This is a genomic window from Paenibacillus sp. p3-SID1389 (genome assembly GCF_025151705.1).
Taxonomy (GTDB): Bacteria; Bacillota; Bacilli; order Paenibacillales; family Paenibacillaceae; genus Fontibacillus; species Fontibacillus phoenicis.
The window spans coordinates 192,229-212,777 of sequence record NZ_JALXVO010000001.1; the positions used below are offsets into that span (position 1 = coordinate 192,229).

A 20,549-nucleotide genomic window follows, 5' to 3' on the forward strand; every position below is an offset into this window, starting at 1 on the left:
AAACCACTTGGGGCCGATCTTTTTTTCGGATCGTGTCCGAGACTTACCGGATCACGATTTTGTGAACCACGCTGTTCACCGCGCCGGCGTCATCGGTCACCGTCAAGGTGACGGTGTACGATCCAGCAGCGGAGAAGCGGTGTTTGACTTTGGGGCCGAGCTCGGTGCCGCCGTCGCTGAATGACCAGCTGTAGCGGACGATGCGGCCGTCGGCATCCGAGGAGGCGGAACCGTCAAAGTCAATTTGCTTATTCTTGGCCGCACGCTCCACGGCATGAATGACGGCTACCGGCAGGACGTTTGGCGTATTTCCGGGATCCTCGCCCGGATTTTCACCCGGCGCGCTGACGAACAAACGGCCCGGCGCTTGGAAATCGCCGCTGTTTCCAGCCGCATCGCGAACTGTAACCACGATCACGCCGCCTTCCAAGACAAGCGAGGCAGGTGTCGTGTACGTTCCTTCATAGTGCCCTGGTTCAGTTTCCGTCATCGAAATTCCGTTGCTCGAACCGCCCGATAACGATAACGGCAGTTCGATGCGGAACGAAGCCGTCAGCCCTGGAACGCTGTCAAAGGATACCGTCACCGCTTCACCTGCTGTTAAATGAACATCCTCTGCCGGTGTCAGATTAGTGATCTCCGGCAGCTCGGTATCCACGTAGACCGTCCGAGTGACCGTGGTTTCGTTTCCGGCGTGGTCCGTCGCGGTTACGGTGATCAGATTCTCACCGGCATTAATCAACATACGGTACGCGAACGCGCCGCTGCCTTCCAGCGGAACTTCTTGTCCGTTTACGGTCAGCTTGTTGATGAACTCATCAAGCGCAGAACCCGTCACGTTCAGCACTTCCGAATTGGTTCGGAAGCCGTCCACCGGTGAAACTATTTCGAGTTCCGGAGCGGTGGTGTCCAGTGTAATTGTGACTGGCAGTGAACGATCTGTTGCTTTTCCGTTCACGATGACTTCGGCGGACAACGCGTTGGCTCCGTCATGAAGCTCGATCGGCAGACTGAATTGTCCGTTTTCAACCGTAGTTTCACCCGCCAGCTCGGTGCCGTTGTACACCTTCACCTGAGCGTCGTTGGCTGGAGAGGTTCCGGTCACGGTAAAGGTAGATTGATTCGTATAAGAGCCGTCCTCCGGCGACGTAATGACCGGCGCGTCCACCGGGTAACGCACGATGGCACGAATCATGAAGTTGCCTTGTGCTTGTTCCGCCAAGCTCCACGCCCCATTGATTCGATTCCAGCTGCGACGGGCGTTCGGGCTGGATTCGTCGGCTGCAAGCCCCGGAGCGTTTGTTCCGGCCAAGGTTTGAATGTACACGATGTAGAAGTCGCCTTCGACAGTGACCGGTTCCGGCAGCTCGAGCACGGTCCATTGGTCATTACGCAATGCGGTACCGTCAAAAGGACCGGCTACTTGCCGACCTGGCGCTCCGTCAGGGCCGGATGCGTCGTAAACGGCGTATTGGAACTCGGTTCCGCCCGGAACAGGCCATTCGGTATTCCAGAATCGGATCGATGCGCCGGTGACTTGCACCGCGCCGGCTTCCGGCGTCATGCGTACCGCCCAGGCGTTGTTTGCCGCGTTGAAGGCCCAAGCATTTTCCGGCGTGCCATCATCGTAGGCGATTTCGCCCGGCAAGCCCACAAACGGCCTGAGCGCCAACGAGCCGTCGGCTGTACCGTTCGGCGGTACCGTAACGGTTAACGTATTCGCGTAATAATCGGCCGCTCTTGCCGACAAGGTATAGGTGCCTTCCAGAAGCTCTAATGAGAAGCTGCCATCAGCCCCGGTGATTTGCGGTGCAACCATCGCATCTTCATGCACCATTACCGTTGCGCCTTCAATCGGCTCCCCAGTACGTTCATCGGTAATCGTTCCGGTGAGCGTACCTTTCGGAATCGGCTGCAGGGTGAAGTTGACCTTGGCGTTTACCTGATCGGCGATGGTCACATTGGCCGTTTGCGGATAATAGCCGTAGGCTTCCGCTTTCAGCGTGTAATCCCCAGCAACATGATTCAAGCTGTAGCGTCCGGTGGCTGGATCGGTTTTTACAGAGCGCCCGGTTTCCACCACCGTCACGGTTGCGCTGGCCGGCAGGCTGCTGATGCCGATGTCACCGGCTGGCTTCGCTTGTTTCACCTGCTGCTCGAATTCGGCCTTGCTTGTGCGGGTCAGCTTGTAGGCCGGCCCGGATTTTACGGCCTTGTCCGTTTTTGCTCCGGCTTCGCCAAGCACGTTTTGCGTCACCTGATCTTCCGGTGTATTTACGCTAAGCACCTGAACGTTGTCGATGTACCAGCCGGCTTTCACAACGCTGCCGTCCGTCGTTAAACGGAACCGCACCTGAACTTGCTCTCCGACATAATCTTCGAGATCGTAATAAGCGGTGCTCCAAACCTTGCCATTGGTGCTATGTGAAAATTTGCCCAGCTCGTTCCATGTCGTTCCGCCGTCGGAGCTGATTTCCACATAACCGTTATCATAATTGGTTTCAATTTCAAACCAATGATCAAACACAAGGGTAGCATTATCGACGGTGCTCAAATCGATCGTCGGGGAGATGAGCGAAGCATTTGTTCCATTCTCATAGTTGCTGTCGAGATCGGTTCCCCATACGTTTGGCTCGGAGACAGCGCTAGCCGGACCGGGTTCCACCGGGGTGCCGCGTTCCCATTCGTCCCGCGTGCCGCTGTGCGTCCAGCCGTTATCGCTGCTGCCGTCAAAGTTATCACTGAATACCGTCACCGGACGTACAACTGTCAGCTCCAGCTCATTGGATTTAGGGCCTTCGTTGTCACTGTAATCCGTAGCGGTGACCGCATAATAATAGGTATGATCCGTTTCAGTTGTTGTGTCGGTAAATTCCGTTTGGCCGCTTGTACCGATCACCTCATAACCGGAGCCCGAAGTGGTCGAGCGGTACACCGTGTACAATTTCACGTCCTCATCGGCGGACGGAGACCAGGACAACTCGGCACTGCCGGCAAAGTTCACGGAGCCGGTCAGATCGGCAGGTGCTTCAGGTGCGGTGGCGTCAGGTACTTGCAGGGACAGATCGTCCAGGTACCAACCGGCCTTATGCACGGAGCCGTCGCTGGTCAGTCCAAACTGCAGGTAAACTTGCTCACCGGCATAGTCGCGCAGGTCCAGGTATTGTGTTTTCCAGCCGTCGCTTGTGCCAGTGAATTCCGCTACCGGTACGAACGCGTAATCGGTGTCTAAAGAAGCGATATACACCGTGCCGATATCGTAGCCCTCCTCAAGGTCATACCAATGCTTAAAAGAGAGCAATGCCCCTTGCGGACTATCGGTCAAATTGATCGGCGGCATAAGCAGATACGAATTGCTGTTGGGGGCGTAGGTGCCGGTCAGATTGCTGGCGTACACCTTCTCACCGGAGTAGGCGCTGCCCGGTCCGCTGACTGGCGTTCCCCAAGCCCAAGTGTTGCCGGCTCCGCCAGACTGGAATCCGATGGGTTCCGACTCGAAATCTTGCAAATATCCGGGCTCGATCCCGGCTGACACCGTCACAGAATAGTGCTCGCTGTCAAATCCGTTATTGCCGTAATCATTCACGTGAATATAATATTCAAGGCCGGCTGTTCCGATCAGGAAAGCGGGGATGATGGCTTCATATACGCCATCCTTCTCGTTTCCGGATACCCGTGTGGCCGGAATATATAAATAATGGCTGGTTCCAGCTTCTTTCGCATAAAAATCGACCGACGTGACCGCCACCTCGTCGCTGACACGGGCGGATAATGTCAAATCAAAGCCTTCATATATTAAGGTAGGCGGCGTATGCTCTAGGACCGGTTCGTCCAAGTCTTCTCCGCCGGTCACCACGCGACCGGAGACGCTGCCGATCCCTTGGAGAACAGAGCCTACGGCGTTCAACGCATTTACAATGCCGTATCCATACCCGTTATTAGGGACTGTCTCATACTCGGCGTCTGTCCGCGGTGTGGCCGTGCTGGTCAGGATTTCCTCCAGCTGGTCTACCGTGAGGGAATGGTTGGCCTGCAGCAGCAAGGCAGCGATGGCTGTCGTATGCGGGCCTGCCATCGAGGTGCCGTCCCAGCCGCCTTCATAGGCACCACCGGGAACGGAGGACCGAATGTTGACCCCCGGTGCGGAAACTTCCGGTTTAATTTCACCGTAAGGCGAAGGTCCACGCAAAGAGAAATCCGCCAAATTCCCGTTGATGTCCGTAGCACCGGTGGCAAACGCTTCAGGATAGTTAGCTGGCGCAGCTACCGAACCGGGACCGCCGGGGTTGAAGATATCGGTGTTGCCCGCCGAGAACTCAGGGAAGATTTGCGCGCTTCTCCAAGCTTGTACGATCGGGCGGAACCATTCATCAATACCGGGGCCTCCTCCCCAGGAATTGTTCACCACGTCCGGAGCCAGCTCCGGATGCAGATTCCCTTCGGCATCCACCGGGGCGAGCAACCATTGGCCGCCGTCCAGAATGATGGCATCCGTGGTGGAGGGGTTAAAGATACGGACTGCGATCCATTTCGCCCCAGGCGCGACGCCGATCTGGTTCGAGCCGTCCGGCTCCGAACCAACCATCGTTCCCATGGTGTGCGTGCCGTGGCCGTGGCTATCGGTAGGCAGCGAAGCATGGCTGTGCGGATCATACCAGCTGAGTTCGGGATTCACGATATTGCCCGAAGCATCAAGGGCCCGCCATTTGCTCCGTAGAGCCGGGTGGTTGTAATCTACCCCGGTATCGAGGTTAGCTACAACGATGCCGGTGCCGTCGATGCCCATATTCCACACCTCGGGGGCATTGACCTGGGCGATGTTCCACTCGACGCTGCTTGGAGTAACGTCGGAGGGAGCTTGACTTGTGCCGCCCAGCGAAGAAGAAATTTCGTCGGCCGGTTTCACGGCAGGCTCTGCAGCCGCATCTTTGTGGATTTCAACCTTTTGCAGATGTCGTTCTTCATTCGGCAGAATTTTCTCCACTTCGGGGAAAAGGGCGATTTGCTCCAGTACTTCTTTCGAGCTTGTCACCGCCATGGCATTTACGATAAAGTAGCTTTTGTAGTCTTTCACCTCTCCGGATTGCTGGGCTTTCCGCAAGTATTCCTCCAGCGCATATTGGGTGCGGGAGGCCGTTTCGCGCAGGGCGCTGACAACGGAAGTCCGTACGGACAGCTTCGCGGCGGAAGGAGTGGATTTCTCCAGCTGGGCTTTCTGAAGAGCCAGCTTGGCGACCGAAGTTGTATCGGTCTGCTCCTTGAGTTTGACCAGGTAGGTGACGAAGTCGTCTTGCTTAAACTGGGTCTGCAATTTAGCGTCGATCTTGGCTTCGGCCACTTGGGGCGCGGTCGATCTCAGGCTGCTTTGTCCCGATACGCTGCTGCTGCTGGCGGAGGCGACGGGAACGAGAGTTAACGCAAGAAGGATCGACATGCCAAGCGAGAAAGGTTTGCGAAATCTCTTGAGACTTATCAACTTCTTCACTCCCTTTGATTAAGTTTTAAGCCCAACATCCATCCTGTGACGGCCGCCCGGAGAAACGAATAGCTGAGTCCGGACGCATTACGCCTGACAAAAATTGAAGCAAGTGCCTCTTGGGTACATCACCTCCTTCATGTAAAATAGTGGAAGCGGGTGTAAGTAAGTCATGGTGGATGTGGATGTGAGTTGAAGCCAATGCTGTGGAGAGAATCGTTTTAGTTTAGCAGGGGTCATAGAGTGAAGATAAGTTAACACGGAGCGCACCTTATTTTTCAACAATTCATAAAATAAGGTAAAATCTGGGGTTGTTACGGACAGTATATATCTGTAAAATCAGGTATACAAGTGGGTGGATGAGTAAAATATACATATTTTCTTATAAAAATAGGAAAAAATAACTAGAATTCAACGTGAACCACCGGAATTTATGTAAGATATCTTGACATCTTGCTGGCTTCGGTTTACATTAAGCACAAATTCATATCGGCGAATGAGGATGATGGGAGAGTCCGCGGGCTGATCCGAAAAGGGACGCCAGCTTAGCGGCACCGAAGGAGCAAGGGCCGGTCCTGCAGCCGGCAGCCGAATCTCTCAGGTACAAGGACCATGATCGGACGCCACTCTGGAGAGAGCGAACAGCCACCCAAGAGGTACATGGACCCGGATGTTAAGTTGAACCGGGAACATTAAACTTTCAGGTAACGGGGACAGAGCGAAAGGCAGCAGCCTTTTTGCTCTGTCTCTTTTTCGTCATAGAAAAAATGAGGGGAAGATGTAGCGATGCGATTTAAAAGCGTATTTTCTATTATCGGTCCGGCGATGATTGGGCCTTCCAGCTCACATACGGCCGGGGCTGTACGGATTGGACGATTTGCCCGTCAGCTGCTCGGAACCGCGCCGGTCAAGGCGGAGATTTGTTTCTACGGCTCCTTTGCCGAAACGTACAGCGGGCACGGTACCGATCTGGCCATCGTTGGCGGCATTCTGGATTACCGTACGGACGACGAGCGAATCCGCCAGTCGATGCAGGACGCTGAAAAGCAGGGGATTGAGGTGGTGTTTGCCACCGGAGTCCTGCCTGGGGCCCATCCGAATACGGTAAAAATAAAACTAACCCGCCAAGACGGAAGTCATATCGAGGTCATGGGGGCATCCATTGGCGGAGGGACGATCGTCATTCGCAACATCGACGGTTTTGAGGTGAAATGCTCAGGCGAGCTGCCGACGCTGGTCATCTCCCACGCAGACCGGCAAGGGGTACTGGCAGGGATTACGGCCTTGTTCAGCCGGGAGAACGTCAATATCGGCTACATTATTACCGATCGGAAAGGGCGGACCGCTGAGGCACTGACTGTTGTGGAAGCCGATTCGTCCATTCCGCCGGAATTAGTGGAGGCGATCCGTGCGTTGGAGCATGTCAGCCAAGTGTCCTATATTGATCTGACGAAGTAAAATGAGGAGGGAGCACGATGCGTTTTAAAAATTTACGTGAGCTGGCCCAGCTCTGTGAGCGGGAATCTCGCACGATTTCCAGCATTATGATTCAGGACCAGGTGGAAGAGAGCGGGCAATCGGAGGAAGAAATTTTGGCCGCCATGAACGAATACTACCAAATCATGAAAACGGCGGTGCATAAGGGGCTGACGGAGGATATCGTCTCCACAAGCGGGCTGACCGGCGGCGATGCCAAAAGGGTGGAGGCTTACCGCAATCGCAGTGAGACCTCGGTTGGTGACATCGCATGTCAGGCCATGGCTTATGCGCTGGCCGTGTCCGAGGTGAACGCTTCGATGGGCCGGATCGTCGCCACGCCGACGGCGGGCTCGTGCGGCATCATCCCCGGCGTGTTCGTCAGCGCCCAAGAGCGCTTCGGCTGGGAGGATGAGCATCTTGTGCGCGGGTTGTTTTGCGCGGGGGCCATCGGGTACGTGATCGCCAACAACTCGTTTATTTCCGGTGCAGAAGGGGGCTGCCAAGCAGAAATCGGATCGGCGATTGGGATGGCGGCCGGTGCAATGGTTGAGCTACGCGGTGGGACGCCGGAGCAGGCGGTGCACGCCGTTGGCCTCGCGTTAAAGAACACGCTGGGGTTGATCTGTGATCCCGTTGGCGGTCTCGTCGAAATTCCTTGTATCGTGCGTAACGGCTTTGGGGCGGTGAATGCGCTGGCTGCCGCCGATATGGCCTTGGCCGGTGTGCGCAGTGCGATCCCGTCGGACGAAGTCATCGACGTGATGCTGGAGGTGGGCTCGGCGATGCCCAGCCGCCATCGCGAAACCGCGCAGGGCGGGCTGGCACAAACGCCTACCGGCCGCAAAATCATGAAGGAGCTGCGAAGCCGGAAGAAGTAGAAGGAGTTGCTCCAAAGGTTTTCTTTTTTCAGAGGTAGGGTATGGATTTTGACGGTCGATGACCGAACCCACTTTGCGGGAAGCGACCATCGCGAGGATCGAGCCCGGGAAGATGACCAGTCCGGCATGGCTGGCGGTTAATCCGAAGCGATGCACTAAAATTTGCGGCAGCAAAAACAAGGTGGCAAAGCTGCCAGCGATACGGCCGACATGATCAAGGCCATCGCTTTGCCGCGCCGCTGGATCGGAACGTAACGGGATAACGTAACCATCGACAACGAAACGACCGCTCCGGCACCGGATGCTTGCACGACGCGAACGGCGAGCAGAATCCAGAAGCTCGGGCTAAACAACCCGGCGACGGCGGCGAGGCCTAGTGTTGTTCGAAAATTATCGAACGATTGAAATATATCATGCCTTACCTTATGATATAAATAGGGGAGAATGAATTCATCACGAAATTTAGATATAAAGGAGTTTTCCTTATGAAGGTTCTATATCACCCCGAACGGGATGAAATCCAATTGTCTTCCGTGTTGTACGCTTTAAGTGACCCGATTCGGCTTAGCGTTGTGGCGGAAATGCGCCGCTGCGGCGAACAGCCTTGCAATTATTTCGAGGTTCCCATCGCCAAATCGACGTTGTCGCACCATATCCGGACGCTGCGGGAAGCCGGCGTCATATCGACCCGGATCCAAGGCACGCAGCGGTTTATTTCGTTGCGGGAAGTGGATTTGGAGTCCCGCTTCCCAGGTTTGCTGACCTCGATCTTGGAGGCTTATGAGAAAACAGAACATAAAGAGCTAAACGTCAAATCGAAGTAAGATGATAAGCTGATCGTTAAAATAATACGAATATCCGATTAGGTAGAGACTTGAGCTATAAATCGGAGCCAAGGGGGAGCGTACCCGTGTTGAATATTGATCTCTCAGGACAAATCGCGCTGATTACCGGAGCAACCGGCCAGTTAGGTCGGGTGATCACCCGGACATTGTCCGATTGCGGAGCAAAGGTAGTTATTCATTATGTGAATAACGAAGCCAAAGCCAGGGAATTATTTCAAGAGATCACTGCGGCCGGAAGAGAGGCCTTGATCGTACAAGGCGACATTACGAAGGAAGCGGATATCCAAGCAATCCAAGCGAAGGTTACGGCGGAACTTGGCGATCCGGACATCGTTGTTGCCAATGCCGTGGTGCAATATAACTGGACTTCGGTTCTGAAGCAACCAGCGGAAGACTACGTGAGCCAGTTTGAATCCTGTGTTCTGCAGAGTGTGTTCCTGGCCAAGGCATTTATTCCTGCGATGATGGACAAAAGAAAGGGGCGCTTTATCGGAATTAATACCGAGTGCGCTATGCAGAACTTCCCCAACCAGTCGGCGTATACGGCAGGGAAAAGAGGCATGGACGGCGTTTACCGCGTCCTGGCTAAAGAGGTTGGGGAGTACGGGATAACCGTAAATCAGGTCGCCCCGGGCTGGACGATCAGCGATCGCGACCGTGAACTGACGGATCGGAATGATACAGCTTATATTACTGGAGTTCCGCTGAAGCGGCGGGGAGAAGATCAAGATATTGCCAATGCGGTGGCGTTCCTGGCTTCTGATTTAGCTGGTTTTATCACAGGAGCGTACCTCCCGGTGACCGGTGGAAATGTCATGCCGGCCATCTAGGCCCATGACGACGACCAAGCTCTCGGGCAAGCAAGCCACCCCGAAGGCATACCTATCGGTACTCGGCCTGTGCTGGCTTGCGCTTGGATCGAGCGCCGCGGTACACCGCAGCCTTTGGGCATAGAGCTGCCGGTTGAAGCTGCATTGCCGGACTTAGACAGCGGGCTTCAGGAGGAGATCGGCCTGCTGCTGGCGCGTAAGCGGAGCGGAGCCCATCCGGAGCCTGAGCCGTGTCTTCTGCGAGTAGACAGCTATTTGTCCGACCGGATAGAAAAATTTGAGCAACTCGCATCGACCTGGGAATCCCAAAGCCCAAATACGGCCCCGGCTTTGTCATGTTGGATGAAGTGTTCATTTCTGTCCTGCAGGAAGTGTGGAACATGAGATTAGGGTAAGAACCGCTAAGGGAGTCTTGGCGGTTCTTTCTTTTTTCTCTTTTATAATAAACTTGAAAAATTAGTGACACAGATGCATAAATGGTCTATAATCAACGGAAGAAAGCATAATGTAACAGAATGATCAAATAAGTAATACAGTTGCCGGAGTGAGAGGAGGGACGCTTATCATCACGTTGGAGCATGTCAGCAAGACGTACAGCTTGCGAAACGGGCGATTTGAAGCGTTGCGCAATGTCTCCCTGCAGATCCCGGAAGGCACCATCCACGGCATTATCGGGCCCAGTGGGGCAGGAAAATCAACGCTGCTGCGAATGATGAACGCTCTGGAGCTGCCGGATCAAGGGAAAGTGACGGTTCTGGGCCAGGAGCTCACTGCGCTCCCTGAAACTGCGCGGCGCGAGGTGCGGCGCTCGATCGGCATGATCTTTCAGCAGTTCCACCTGCTGAATAACCGGACGGTCAGTGGGAACGTGTCGGTACCGCTGGAGCTCGCCCGCTTGCCCAAGAAGGAGCGCGCCGAACGCGTGCGGGAATGTTTGCGTTTCGTCGGCCTGGAGGACAAGGCCGGCCAATATCCGGCTTCCCTCAGCGGGGGGCAGAAGCAGCGGGTGGCGATTGCACGGGCGCTGGCGAGCCGGCCAAGCATCCTGCTGTGCGATGAGCCGACCTCCTCGCTGGACCCGAAAACCACGGCAGAGATTCTCGAGGTGCTGCTGCATATCCACCGGACATTAGGGATGACGATCGTGATCGTCACGCATGAAATGGACGTGGTGCGCAGCATTTGCCAAGGGGTTTCGGTGATGGAAGAGGGCCGGATCACCGATGCGTTTACGCTCCAGCGGAACGATGCGGAAGTGGGCACCGCCGCAATGGCTGGTTACCACGCTTCGTATCGGGAGCAGTTGCTTGGCGGGATGGAGGTGTAAGGGCGTTGGATTTTCTCATGATGATGTGGGATGGTTTCGTCCAGTATCGCAGTCAAATTGGCGAAGCGATCGGCGAGACCTTCGTGATGGTTGGGATCGCGCTGCTGGCGGCCTTACTGATTGGCTTGCCCCTAGGTACAGCCTTGTATCTGACCGGTAAAGGCCAGCTATATGAGCACTCCCTGAGGTACGGCCTGCTAAACGGGATCGTGAACGTCGTTCGCTCTTTTCCGTTCCTGCTGTTGGTGGTGTTTATGATTCCGCTCACCCGCCTGATCGTTGGCACGGCGATCGGGACGCTGGCCGCCTCGATTCCGCTGGCCGTTGTGGCAATCGCTATTTATGCGCGGTTTGTCGAGCAATCGCTGCTGGAGGTGCCGCGCGGCGTAATTGAATCGGCACGGTCCATGGGGGCGTCCAAGCTGCAGATCATCACGAAATTTTTGTATGTAGAAGCCCGTCCCGGCCTGGTGTTGGGGTTAACTTCCTCGACGATCAGCTTCATTTCCTTTTCGACGGTCATGGGTGTGGTCGGCGGCGGAGGGGTTGGCGATTTTGCCATCCGTTACGGTTATCAGCGGTTCGAAACCGAGCTGATGGCTGTGGTGATTGTGCTGATGGTAATTTTGGTACAAGGAATTCAATTTATAGGAAATGCGTTGTCCCGATGGTTGGATAAACGCTAACAATGGAGGGAGAAACCATGCTGAAAACAGGAAAATGGATCATGTCGCTCGTAGTTCTGATGTTGGTGCTGAGCGCTTGCGGCAATAACAGCAATACCTCGAATAACGGAACAGGTGTGGAAGCACCGGCAGCGGCGGATACGGAGACGACAGAGAACGGAACCGCGGAAACTACACTGAAGGTAGCTTCGTTGATTCCGCCGATGACGGACATCCTGGAGCTGATCAAACCGCAGCTGAAGGAAGAGGGCATCAACCTGGAAGTTGTGATCTTGTCCGACAATGTGCAGCCAAATGATGCGCTGGCGAACAAGGAAGTGGATGCGAACTTCTTCCAGCACGTCCCTTGGATGGAGGAGTACAATAAAAACAAAAACGCCAACCTCGTTCCGGTTCAGCCGGTGTATCATGCGGTATACGGCGCTTACTCCAAACGTTATAAATCCATGGAAGAGCTCCCGGACGGAGCAACGATCGTGATCGCAAACGACGCGTCTAACGGAGGACGCTCCCTTGACATGCTGGACAAAGCCGGCGTGATCAAGCTGAAGGAAGGCGTAGGGATTAACGGGACTCTTGCGGATATCGTAGAGAACAAGCATAACTATAAATTCGAGGAAGTTGACCTGCTCATGCTGGCCCGGATGCTGGACGATGCCGATTTGGTGCTGATGACCCCGGCTTATGCCAGCCCGCTGGGACTTACGCCGAAGAAGGATGCCTTGCTGACGGAAACCGTCGAATCGGCATTTGCAATCACTTTGGTGGCTCGTGAGGACAACCGTGATTCCGAGCCGATTCAGAAGCTGGCAAAGGCGATTTCCAGTCCGGAGGTCAAGAAGTTTCTCGAGGACAATTACGACGAGATTGCGATTCCGGCGTTCTAATTCAGTGTCCTGACACGAAATCTCGACACGGCGCCTTGCTGATCGGAATAGGTCAAACTTCCCTCTTCATAGGATGATGTTAGAATGATCCATATGGAGGAGGGGAGTCGATGCAGGTTCATATCGTCCAGCCAGGCCAAACGACGTATAGTATCGCACAAGCCTATGGCGTACCTTATGAGGATATCGTTGAAGCCAATGAATTGCCGAATCCGGAACAGCTCGTGGTTGGACAAACCTTGGTCATCCCGATCGTCGGCAGCTATTATTGGGTTCGGCCTGGGGACAGCTTATGGTCGATCGCCCAGCGATTTGGATTAAGTTATCAAGAGTTAGCCCGCGTTAACGCCATTAGCGTAGAGCGCCCCCTTTCGATCGGGTTTCGGCTGTACATTCCGCCGCGGCCGCGAAGAAGCGCTGAATTTAACGCTTATGTAGAACCGCGCGGCGGAACGGTTTCTCCGGCGCTGGAGGAAAGTGCGCGGGAAGCAGCGCAGCACCTGACATACCTGGCTCCGTTTAGCTTCCTAGCGCAACGGGACGGCTCGCTTCGAGAGCCTCCGCTAAATCAATTTCCGGAAATTGCCCGGGCGAACCGGGTTGTCCTGATGATGGTGATCACGAATCAGGAGAATGATCAGTTCAGCGACGAGCTTGGCCGGATCTTACTCAACGATATCCCGATTCAAGATCGTTTTTTGGACAACATCGTCACGACAGCAAACAAATACGGATTTCGCGACATTCATTTTGATTTTGAGTTTCTGCGGCCCGAAGACCGGGAGGCATACAACGCTTTTTTGCGTAAAGCCAAAGCGCGGTTCGCGGAGCAGGGCTGGCTGATGTCGACGGCTTTGGCGCCCAAGACCAGTGCCGGTCAGCAAGGCAAATGGTATGAAGGACATGATTACCGGGCCCACGGTGAAATTGCCGATTTTGTCGTGATCATGACCTATGAATGGGGCTACAGCGGTGGACCGGCCCAGGCGGTGTCGCCTATTGGTCCAGTCCGCCGGGTTCTTGAATATGCGCTGACGGAAATGCCAGGCTCCAAAATCATGATGGGGCAAAACTTATATGGGTACGACTGGACGTTGCCATTTGTGCCGGGAAGCACCGCACGGGCGATTAGTCCGCAGCAGGCGATCCAAATTGCCGCGCGGCATGGAGTCGCCATTCAATACAGCGAGCGGGATCAGGCACCGTTCTTCCATTATTGGGATGCGGAAGGAAGGGAACATGAAGTCTGGTTCGAGGACGCCCGCTCGATCCAAGCCAAGTTTAACCTGATCAAGGAGCTGGGGCTGCGCGGGATGAGTTATTGGAAGCTGGGTTTAAGTTTTCCGCAAAATTGGCTGCTGCTCGAAGACAATTTCGAGGTGGTCAAGCGGGGATAAAGATGAATTGTTGGGACATGATCAGGCTTTGTGATTTTTGCAACAGAGTCGCTTGACAGCCTGCGTTATGATAGAAACAACTTAAGTAATCCAAAATTAAATGAATAGAGATCTTCGGGGTAGGGTGAAATTCCCGACCGGCGGTGAGGTTTCGGCAAGAGGGAACCGCAGCCCGCGACTCGCAGATGGCCTTCACGGCCCGAAGCGACTGACTTGGTGAGAATCCAAGGCCGACGGTAAAGTCCGGATGGGAGGAGATCAATGAAGCTGAAGTTTGAATCAGGGACCTGCCATGGTCGCCTGCCAAGCTTATTTGGTCAGCCCCCGCAAAGCCTTTAGAAAGGTCGATGCGGGGGTTTTCTACGTAGACCCTCTATTCAAGAAGGGGACAGACACCATGGAGAAAGTCAAAGTAAGCAGTGGTGTCCAAATTTCTGCTGGATTGAATGCAGGGGCACTTACGGGCGCATCCGGTCAGATTCAGCACTCGCCCAGAACGGCTCAAGCACGCAAATCGCGCAGCGGTTTCTGGCTTGTCGTGTTGGGTGCAGCATTGTGGGGCGTAGACCCGTTGTTTCGGGTGATCCTGCTGAAGTCGCTGACCTCGGCGCAAATCGTATTGATTGAGCATCTGATTATCGCGCTTTTTGCCATACCGGTCTTATGGAAAAACCGCACCGAGCTTAAAGGGCTTGGTTGGCGTCAAGGGGGCGCGCTGCTATTTATTTCGTGGGGCGGTTCGGCCATCGCCACGATTCTGTTTACGTTGGCCTTGTCAAGCGGTGACCTGAATGCAGTCCTGCTGCTGCAAAAAATGCAGCCGCTGTTTGCCATCCTGCTGGCCGGATTGCTGCTTAAAGAGAAGCTGCCGCGCCACTTTTTCGGATATCTGCTTATCGCGTTGCTTGGAACGTATTTGCTGACCTTCGGGTTTACGATGCCGATTGGGCATTGGAGCGATTTTGTGCAGATCGGCAGCCTGTTGTCGCTAGGCGCTGCCGCATTGTGGGGCGGATCCACGGTGATGGGCCGGTTGATGGTAGGGACGATGAAATATGAGACGGTGACATCGTTGCGGTTTATTTTGGCACTGCCGCTGCTGCTGGCTATCACTTGGAATGAAGGGGCCGCCTGGAGCCTGCCGACCGGCACCTCGCAAATCGCCGCATTTTCCCTCAATATGCTTGGACAAGCGTTGTTGCCGGGGCTGCTAAGCCTGCTCGTCTATTATAAAGGGCTGACAACAACCAAAGCGTCGGTCGCCACCCTGGCGGAGCTGAGCTTCCCAATGGTTGGCGTTCTGATCAACTGGATTGCGTTCCAGCAGTTGATTACAGTAGCCCAGGCATGTGGATTCGTGCTGATTTGGGGCACGTTATTCCTGATCTCCCGTCAGGGAGATACCAACCAATAATCCAGCAAGTCGATGAATAAGCGGGATTTCCTCCTGTCCCACAGGATGGAAATCCTCGCTTTTTTTTCATTCTCCACACCCCTCTTTGGTGAAATTTGTTATGTGATAATAAAAAGTATCAAAAAAGGATGAAGATCATTTGTCGGGAGACGGTGGGAAGTTTCATGTTGGATTTCCAAAGAATCGGCGGGCCTTCATGCACCATACGCGGGAGACATTGCGGCAATGCTGGAAGGAGGGGATTCCCGCCTCGTTTATTTTGATCGATGTCGACCACTGTAAGACGATTAACGACTCCTTTGGCCATCATATCGGAAACGAGCTGCTGCGGGAATTCGCCGGGAAGGTCCATCCTCGACTGCGGGAGGGGGATTTGTTTGGCGCATAACAGCGAAAGGCCGGGCCCATTAGGGCCCGGCTTTTGAAGATTTCAGAAAGTATAAACTTCGGGGCACCGGCATCCTGATATCGCAAGAAAAACTTCCGCTAAACGCGGTCTGTCTACTTTGAATGTACGTCGATAGACGTTTTTCTTATGTTGCAGGCGGGTTTATTTCTCGTCCAGCCACAAAATCGCTGTTACACCGCGCGGATAATACCGGCTGCCGCAGATCACGCCGGCCATCATCTGGTCGCTCCAGCTCCAGTAGGCGTTCTTCTCGGAAGTCAACCAGGCCACATGCGCCGCATCGGCAGCTTGCCCTCGTTCGTCCCAAGGGAGGCCGAGGATCCGGCGGGCGATGAACTGGCAGAGATAAATTTTGCTGAGCCAGGAGTTGTTGCTCGTCGAGGACAGCTTCCAGCCACCGTCCTCGAACAGGCAGATCCCCGGCTGCAGCACCGTGTTCAGATGCGTGGAGAGCGCTGCGATATATGCGCCGAACCGACCGTTTGGATCCAGCGCTTCCTCGCAGCCGGTGTAAAGCGGGAAGATGAGCCCCTCGATCGCAGGAATGATCTTGGAGTCATTGTTCTCTTGAATGACGGCCGGAATGTAACCGCCTGGCAACAGGTGCGAGGTAATCGTGCCTGCGCACAGCTCGGCTTGTCGTCCGGCCAGCGCAGCCGCCGTTTCGCGGCCGTTGTCGCGAAGCAGCTTCTCCATTGCGACGTACGCCGCCCAGCTCTTGCCGGCCAAATAGATGTTGTTCCGCGCTTGCCCCAGCGAGACATCCAGGCTGTCATAGGTGGTAATCTCCGCTCCGCCCATCGTTCGGGAGCTGTCGAGGCCCATGATGCCGGTACGCTGGGACGGGTCAGGATGGTCGCGGTTCACCATGCTTTCCAGACATTGCTCTAGGATCGGCAGGTTGCGGTCCAACCATTCGCGGTCGTTCGTTTGATGCACGTAAACGGTGGCGCTTAGCACCCAGTTGACGAGCTGCTCATGAGTCATGTGAGAGAAGCAGTCATCGATCGCATGCAGCTCATAAGACGAATAGCCGGGACGGGAGAACGAGTTAGCCACGCCCATGTCATGCGTGAAGCTGATGCCGCCAGGATATTCGGTCGGATTCCCGGGAAACCGCACCGTATCCCGATAGCTGTAGCGGCTGGTGTAAAGGTCGAGTTCGTTTTTGACCGTCCATGGATTCATTTTTAGCTCGTAAAACAACTGGTCAACCAGCAAATCAAACGTATTCATCATCCGGTATTCGCCTTCATTGACGATCCAGAGCGGTTTGCCGTCATGCTCCAGCATCTCAGTGGAACCGTAATAGCTGCGGATGGCATGCGCGAGCATAAACTTCTGGTCCTCGCTTAACTTGGCGTCGTTAACGAGCGCGTCCGCTTGGCGGGCGACCTCCAGCTTGCGGTCGAATTGTGCTAACGCATATTCAGCCACTTCTTCGATGTTCGCGAAATACCGCGTATAGTAGTAGGACGCATCCATCCCGGTCGTGACGTAACCGGCACGGTAGAAGCAAAGCGCAAAGCGGTAGGTGGCTTTCTCGCCGGCCGGGGTATCCATAAGCAGCGCGCCCACCGGCCCAAGGCCAAACCGGAGGTTTTCCGGAACCTTTGGCTTAAGAATCGATTCCATCTTAAAAAATCCGGCGCTGGTAATCCGCGGATCGCTCGCCGCAATAGCGGTATGGCGGCCTTGGCCAATGCCGCAAATACGTCCGCCCGTCACGTCCTCCAAGCGGCGGATGGCGCTGACAGGGTCGTTGTTTTGCAGACCAAAGAAGGCTTTGCGCGTCGACGTTCCCCGGGTGTTGTCCACCGTGATCTCTGCAAGCACGGCCGGCATCAGCGCGAAACGCAGCTGCTCTTCCGTTGCCGTCTCGGGGTCAGGCACGCCTTCAAACGGAGAGATCAGGCGGAACGTCAAATCGCCGGCTTGCCATTCGTCAATCGCCGCACCAAACCGGCGGTCGATTTCGCTCCGGTTGTACGGGGTGATGAGATCGCTTTCTTTTTGCTGAACGGAATGCTGCTGGCTGGAGCCTGAACCGCTCTCCTCGGTCGTATAACGATCCCGCTCGTCCAGACCTTCGCCGAAGAACGGTAAAGCCCGGTAACGCTCTTGCCCATCATCCTGCAGTCCAATGTAGATGTTCTGTTTTGGCGGGCTGCCCAGCTCAAGGTCGAAGCCGCCGCTTTGGCCGGGATAACCTAGCGTAAAGCTGGCGAACGCTCCCATCGGGGAGTGATGCGCGTTAAAAAATATATTTTTACCCAAGTTAATTACCTCCTGTTCAATTCACAGCGGTTATGCTAGTTTGATTATAACAAGGCTTTGGAGGAACGCCCATGTCCAAACCGCCAATCGATTTATCCAAAACGTTCACGGTGGCGAGGCGGGGGAAAGCGATCATAGAAAAGCGGAGGGATAAGGGTGGCTAGAGAGCATCAGGTTACCGAGTATATGCTGCCAAATATGGATTCGACGTTTAAGCTCTTTGCCGCGCATTTGCGTACGGTAACGCCGGAGTGGTCGTATCCGCGCCACAGCCACCCGCTGTTTGAGGTGAACTTGCTGCTGGCAGGCAGCCAGGAGATGATCGTCGGCGGCAAACGTTATGTGCAGCAGCCCGGCGATTTCCTGCTGCTTCGCCCTGAAGACGTGCATGAAAGCCGGGCGCTGGGGACGGAGCCAATGACGTATTATTGCTTGCATTTTAACGTCGACGAGCCCGTGCTTCGCGAGCTGTTGTGCCGAGGCGAGACACCGCTTCACACCGCAGACGGGCCGCTGGCCCAAGTCATTCGGCCGAGCTTGGACAAGCTGATCGCGCTTACCTCGGACGGGTCAGGTGCGAAGCTGGCGGACAAGATGCGGGCGATGGCTGCGGTGTTCGAGCTGTTTGCCGGCCTGAGCGAAGGGCTGGCAGAGCAGGAGTCCGGCGCGCCGAGCAGCCGGATGAACCGGATCGCGGCGGAGATCGCCGCCGCGCTGGAGCGCAGCGTCGAGGAGCCGGAGACGGCCTGGAGCGCGTCAACGTTGGGGAACGCAAGCTCCGGCAGCAATGGCGCCGGCGGGGATGGCTCCCATGGCAGCATCACCGGCGGAAGGAGTTCCGGCAGTAGCGTCTCCCGTGGTAACGGCTCCCACGGTCGTCGATCCGTCGACGTTCTGGACGGGGACCGGTCGCGTGAGACCGTTGCGGCGGTTACCGCTGGACTTGGGTACAGCGCGTCCTCCTGCAATCGGATCTTCCGCAGCGTGTACGGGATGTCGCCGCGCCAGTATTTATCGGCGCTGAAGCTAAAGAAGGCCAAGCTGTTGCTGATGGAGCCGGAGCTATCGGTCGAAGCCGTCTCGATACGACTTGGCTACAAGGATATTGCCCATTTCAGCCGTCAGTTCAAACGTTGGACTGGGGAATCGCCGGGCAAGTTTAGAGCACGATTTCATATTTAACTTTGAATTCATATCCATTTTAAATTGAAAGGGGCTAGCTGTTTTGACCATTGAAAATGAAAGCGCTGACTTATTGGCGTTACCGCGAAGCAAGCGGATTGTCTTTTTTGGCGACAGCATTACGGAGAACGGTACGTATATCCGGAACTTGGAGGCTTTTTTCCTGAAGCATCTGCCGGAACACCGGCTGGCCGCCGCTGGCGGAGGCGCTGCAGCTGGCCAAGGCACTGCTGCCGGCGATCGAGCGCGCCGCCGTGATGTAGGGCGGCGCGGAGAGCGCTGAGGCGCGCGAATGGATGGGGTTCGCGCGCACCGACCTATACTTCGGCGCCTTCGCGGACGCCGACCTGGACCTGCTCGAGCAAGGCTGGCACCTAGCCTACTGCCGGCTGAGCCACCTCTACGGCTGCCCGTACGCCGCCGGGCAGATGGAAGCATTTCGCGCCTGGCTGACCGCGAAATACGGGCTCGCCCCGAAGCCGGTGCTGCTCGTCTCCGGCGACGCCGATCTCGACGTGCCGTTTGAGGAGAACGGGGCGGTGCTTGAGCGCACCTACCGGGCACATGGCGGCACGGTGACGACCATCCTCAAGCCAGGCGGCGGCCATCACCCGCACAGCTTGCCCGACGTCACGCCGATTGTGCAGTTTGTCCTTTCTTCGGCTGCGAACCGAATACAGTAGCTGCCTATAGCCGTCCGATGTGTATCGGACGGTTTTCGTTAGGGGAGGGGAACATAGTCTAGCCGCGCTCTTTTCAACGATTATCCCGTTGCATCAGGCAATGAAGAAAGAAAAAGAAATATGATATGCAAAGTCGAAGTAAGATGCTGCAAGAAAACCGATAAGTACGGATATATGCGATAGGGGGAACAGAATCTCTCTGCGGCCCTTTTTTTGACGATTATCCCGTTGAATCAGCTGGTGGAGAATGAGAAGGAAGTAGTCAAGTCAAGTACAGTAGTAAAAAGATGCTGTGAGAAAACCGATGGATAGGAACATATGAAGGAACATATGAGCGACAACTCACTGAGTAGAGATAGATTGCGAAAAAAATTCGGTATAGCTGAATTCGGTATAGCTGTAAATGGGTCGATCAGCTGTGCTCGAAAGTCAAGGTAGGAGGCTCCTATTTCGTGTTGTTTGGCATTCCAATCAGCACCTCTATCATTGCTATTAATAACCTCTTAGTACCTCGATTAGCAGGTTTACGCCGCTGCTGCAAGGAAGGGCTTCTGACCACGTGCGATTAACTGGCGGTAAGGGATCGCTGGAATGGACAGGCACATTTGCAGCAGGTCCTGGCGCATTTCTTCCTCGGAAAAGGTCATGCGCAGGTAACGGCGGACGGTGTACTCATTCAAATACGCCTGCAAATGCGTTATCCCCAAGGCAACATACGTGCGTCTGATAGAGTCCCTCGCTTCTCTCACAACTCTCCGTAGGGGCAGATACATCCGATA

17 protein-coding genes, 1 pseudogene and 2 riboswitches are annotated in these 20,549 nt (G+C 55.1%); of the genes and pseudogenes, 14 read left to right on the forward strand and 4 right to left on the reverse strand.

All coding sequences use genetic code 11. The annotated features are described in order from the left end of the window. Nucleotides 1–43: 43 nt before the first annotated feature. Entirely contained in the window at nucleotides 44–5,476 is a 5,433-nt protein-coding gene (locus M3G15_RS00800; RefSeq protein WP_260069794.1) for a S8 family serine peptidase, read from the reverse strand. A gap of 496 nt (nucleotides 5,477–5,972) precedes the next feature. Then, nucleotides 5,973–6,099, forward strand: a riboswitch (glycine riboswitch). Nucleotides 6,100–6,262: 163 nt separating this feature from the next. Here M3G15_RS00800 and sdaAB point away from each other — a divergent pair. Next, nucleotides 6,263–6,934 carry an L-serine ammonia-lyase, iron-sulfur-dependent subunit beta gene (sdaAB, locus tag M3G15_RS00805; protein ID WP_009226214.1) on the forward strand — a complete coding sequence of 224 codons (672 nt, stop codon included), beginning with the start codon at nucleotides 6,263–6,265 and terminating at the stop codon, nucleotides 6,932–6,934. Nucleotides 6,935–6,951: 17 nt separating this feature from the next. After that, nucleotides 6,952–7,833: an L-serine ammonia-lyase, iron-sulfur-dependent, subunit alpha gene (gene sdaAA / locus M3G15_RS00810; RefSeq protein ID WP_009226215.1), complete on the forward strand. Its 882-nt coding sequence runs from the start codon at nucleotides 6,952–6,954 to the stop codon at nucleotides 7,831–7,833. Nucleotides 7,834–7,988: 155 nt separating this feature from the next. Here sdaAA and M3G15_RS00815 read toward each other — a convergent pair whose 3' ends face one another. Then, complete coding sequence (locus M3G15_RS00815; RefSeq protein ID WP_232282344.1) at nucleotides 7,989–8,186, reverse strand: MFS transporter; 198 nt, start codon at nucleotides 8,184–8,186, stop codon at nucleotides 7,989–7,991. A gap of 132 nt (nucleotides 8,187–8,318) precedes the next feature. On the opposite strand from M3G15_RS00815, the gene M3G15_RS00820 reads away from it, so the two are divergent. The 9 genes from M3G15_RS00820 to M3G15_RS00855 all read left to right on the forward strand — a co-directional run bounded on the left by M3G15_RS00820 (nucleotide 8,319) and on the right by M3G15_RS00855 (nucleotide 15,607). After that, the gene (locus tag M3G15_RS00820) at nucleotides 8,319–8,657 is read left to right on the forward strand and encodes an ArsR/SmtB family transcription factor (protein ID WP_009226217.1); all 339 of its coding nucleotides are present in this window, start codon (nucleotides 8,319–8,321) and stop codon (nucleotides 8,655–8,657) included. Nucleotides 8,658–8,746: 89 nt separating this feature from the next. Then, on the forward strand, nucleotides 8,747–9,508 hold the full coding sequence (locus M3G15_RS00825; RefSeq protein ID WP_260069807.1) for an SDR family NAD(P)-dependent oxidoreductase: 762 nt from the start codon (nucleotides 8,747–8,749) through the stop codon (nucleotides 9,506–9,508). Between the two features lie 69 nt (nucleotides 9,509–9,577). After that, on the forward strand, nucleotides 9,578–9,892 hold the full coding sequence (locus M3G15_RS21580) for a DNA polymerase beta superfamily protein (RefSeq protein WP_397376573.1): 315 nt from the start codon (nucleotides 9,578–9,580) through the stop codon (nucleotides 9,890–9,892). A 178-nt stretch (nucleotides 9,893–10,070) separates the two neighbouring features. After that, a complete protein-coding gene (locus tag M3G15_RS00830; RefSeq protein ID WP_260069808.1) occupies nucleotides 10,071–10,835 on the forward strand; it encodes a methionine ABC transporter ATP-binding protein in 765 nt (254 codons plus the stop codon). A gap of 17 nt (nucleotides 10,836–10,852) precedes the next feature. Then, the gene (locus M3G15_RS00835) at nucleotides 10,853–11,521 is read left to right on the forward strand and encodes a methionine ABC transporter permease (protein WP_036646124.1); all 669 of its coding nucleotides are present in this window, start codon (nucleotides 10,853–10,855) and stop codon (nucleotides 11,519–11,521) included. Between the two features lie 17 nt (nucleotides 11,522–11,538). Further along, nucleotides 11,539–12,408: a MetQ/NlpA family ABC transporter substrate-binding protein gene (locus M3G15_RS00840; protein ID WP_260069795.1), complete on the forward strand. Its 870-nt coding sequence runs from the start codon at nucleotides 11,539–11,541 to the stop codon at nucleotides 12,406–12,408. A 110-nt stretch (nucleotides 12,409–12,518) separates the two neighbouring features. Continuing rightward, nucleotides 12,519–13,805: a glycoside hydrolase family 18 protein gene (locus M3G15_RS00845; protein ID WP_260069796.1), complete on the forward strand. Its 1,287-nt coding sequence runs from the start codon at nucleotides 12,519–12,521 to the stop codon at nucleotides 13,803–13,805. A 106-nt stretch (nucleotides 13,806–13,911) separates the two neighbouring features. After that, nucleotides 13,912–14,068: riboswitch (FMN riboswitch) on the forward strand. A gap of 134 nt (nucleotides 14,069–14,202) precedes the next feature. After that, nucleotides 14,203–15,219, forward strand: coding sequence for a DMT family transporter (locus tag M3G15_RS00850; protein ID WP_260069797.1), 1,017 nt, complete (start codon nucleotides 14,203–14,205; stop codon nucleotides 15,217–15,219). A gap of 139 nt (nucleotides 15,220–15,358) precedes the next feature. Continuing rightward, nucleotides 15,359–15,607, forward strand: a complete 249-nt coding sequence (locus M3G15_RS00855; protein ID WP_260069798.1) for a diguanylate cyclase — start codon at nucleotides 15,359–15,361, stop codon at nucleotides 15,605–15,607. Nucleotides 15,608–15,769: 162 nt separating this feature from the next. On the opposite strand, the gene M3G15_RS00860 is transcribed toward M3G15_RS00855, so the two are convergent. Continuing rightward, nucleotides 15,770–17,905 carry a glycoside hydrolase family 52 protein gene (locus M3G15_RS00860; protein ID WP_260069799.1) on the reverse strand — a complete coding sequence of 712 codons (2,136 nt, stop codon included), beginning with the start codon at nucleotides 17,903–17,905 and terminating at the stop codon, nucleotides 15,770–15,772. A 156-nt stretch (nucleotides 17,906–18,061) separates the two neighbouring features. Between M3G15_RS00860 and M3G15_RS00865 the strand changes: the two genes are divergently transcribed. The 3 genes from M3G15_RS00865 to M3G15_RS00875 are packed head-to-tail and all read left to right on the forward strand — an operon-like array spanning nucleotide 18,062 to nucleotide 19,770. Then, nucleotides 18,062–19,087, forward strand: a complete 1,026-nt coding sequence (locus tag M3G15_RS00865) for an AraC family transcriptional regulator (protein ID WP_260069800.1) — start codon at nucleotides 18,062–18,064, stop codon at nucleotides 19,085–19,087. Between the two features lie 43 nt (nucleotides 19,088–19,130). Further along, nucleotides 19,131–19,370: a hypothetical protein gene (locus M3G15_RS00870; protein WP_260069801.1), complete on the forward strand. Its 240-nt coding sequence runs from the start codon at nucleotides 19,131–19,133 to the stop codon at nucleotides 19,368–19,370. A 13-nt stretch (nucleotides 19,371–19,383) separates the two neighbouring features. After that, nucleotides 19,384–19,770: an alpha/beta hydrolase gene (locus tag M3G15_RS00875; protein WP_260069802.1), complete on the forward strand. Its 387-nt coding sequence runs from the start codon at nucleotides 19,384–19,386 to the stop codon at nucleotides 19,768–19,770. Nucleotides 19,771–20,294: 524 nt separating this feature from the next. On the opposite strand, the pseudogene M3G15_RS00880 reads toward M3G15_RS00875, so the two are convergent. Beyond that, nucleotides 20,295–20,549: pseudogene (locus M3G15_RS00880) on the reverse strand (transposase); the annotation flags it as partial.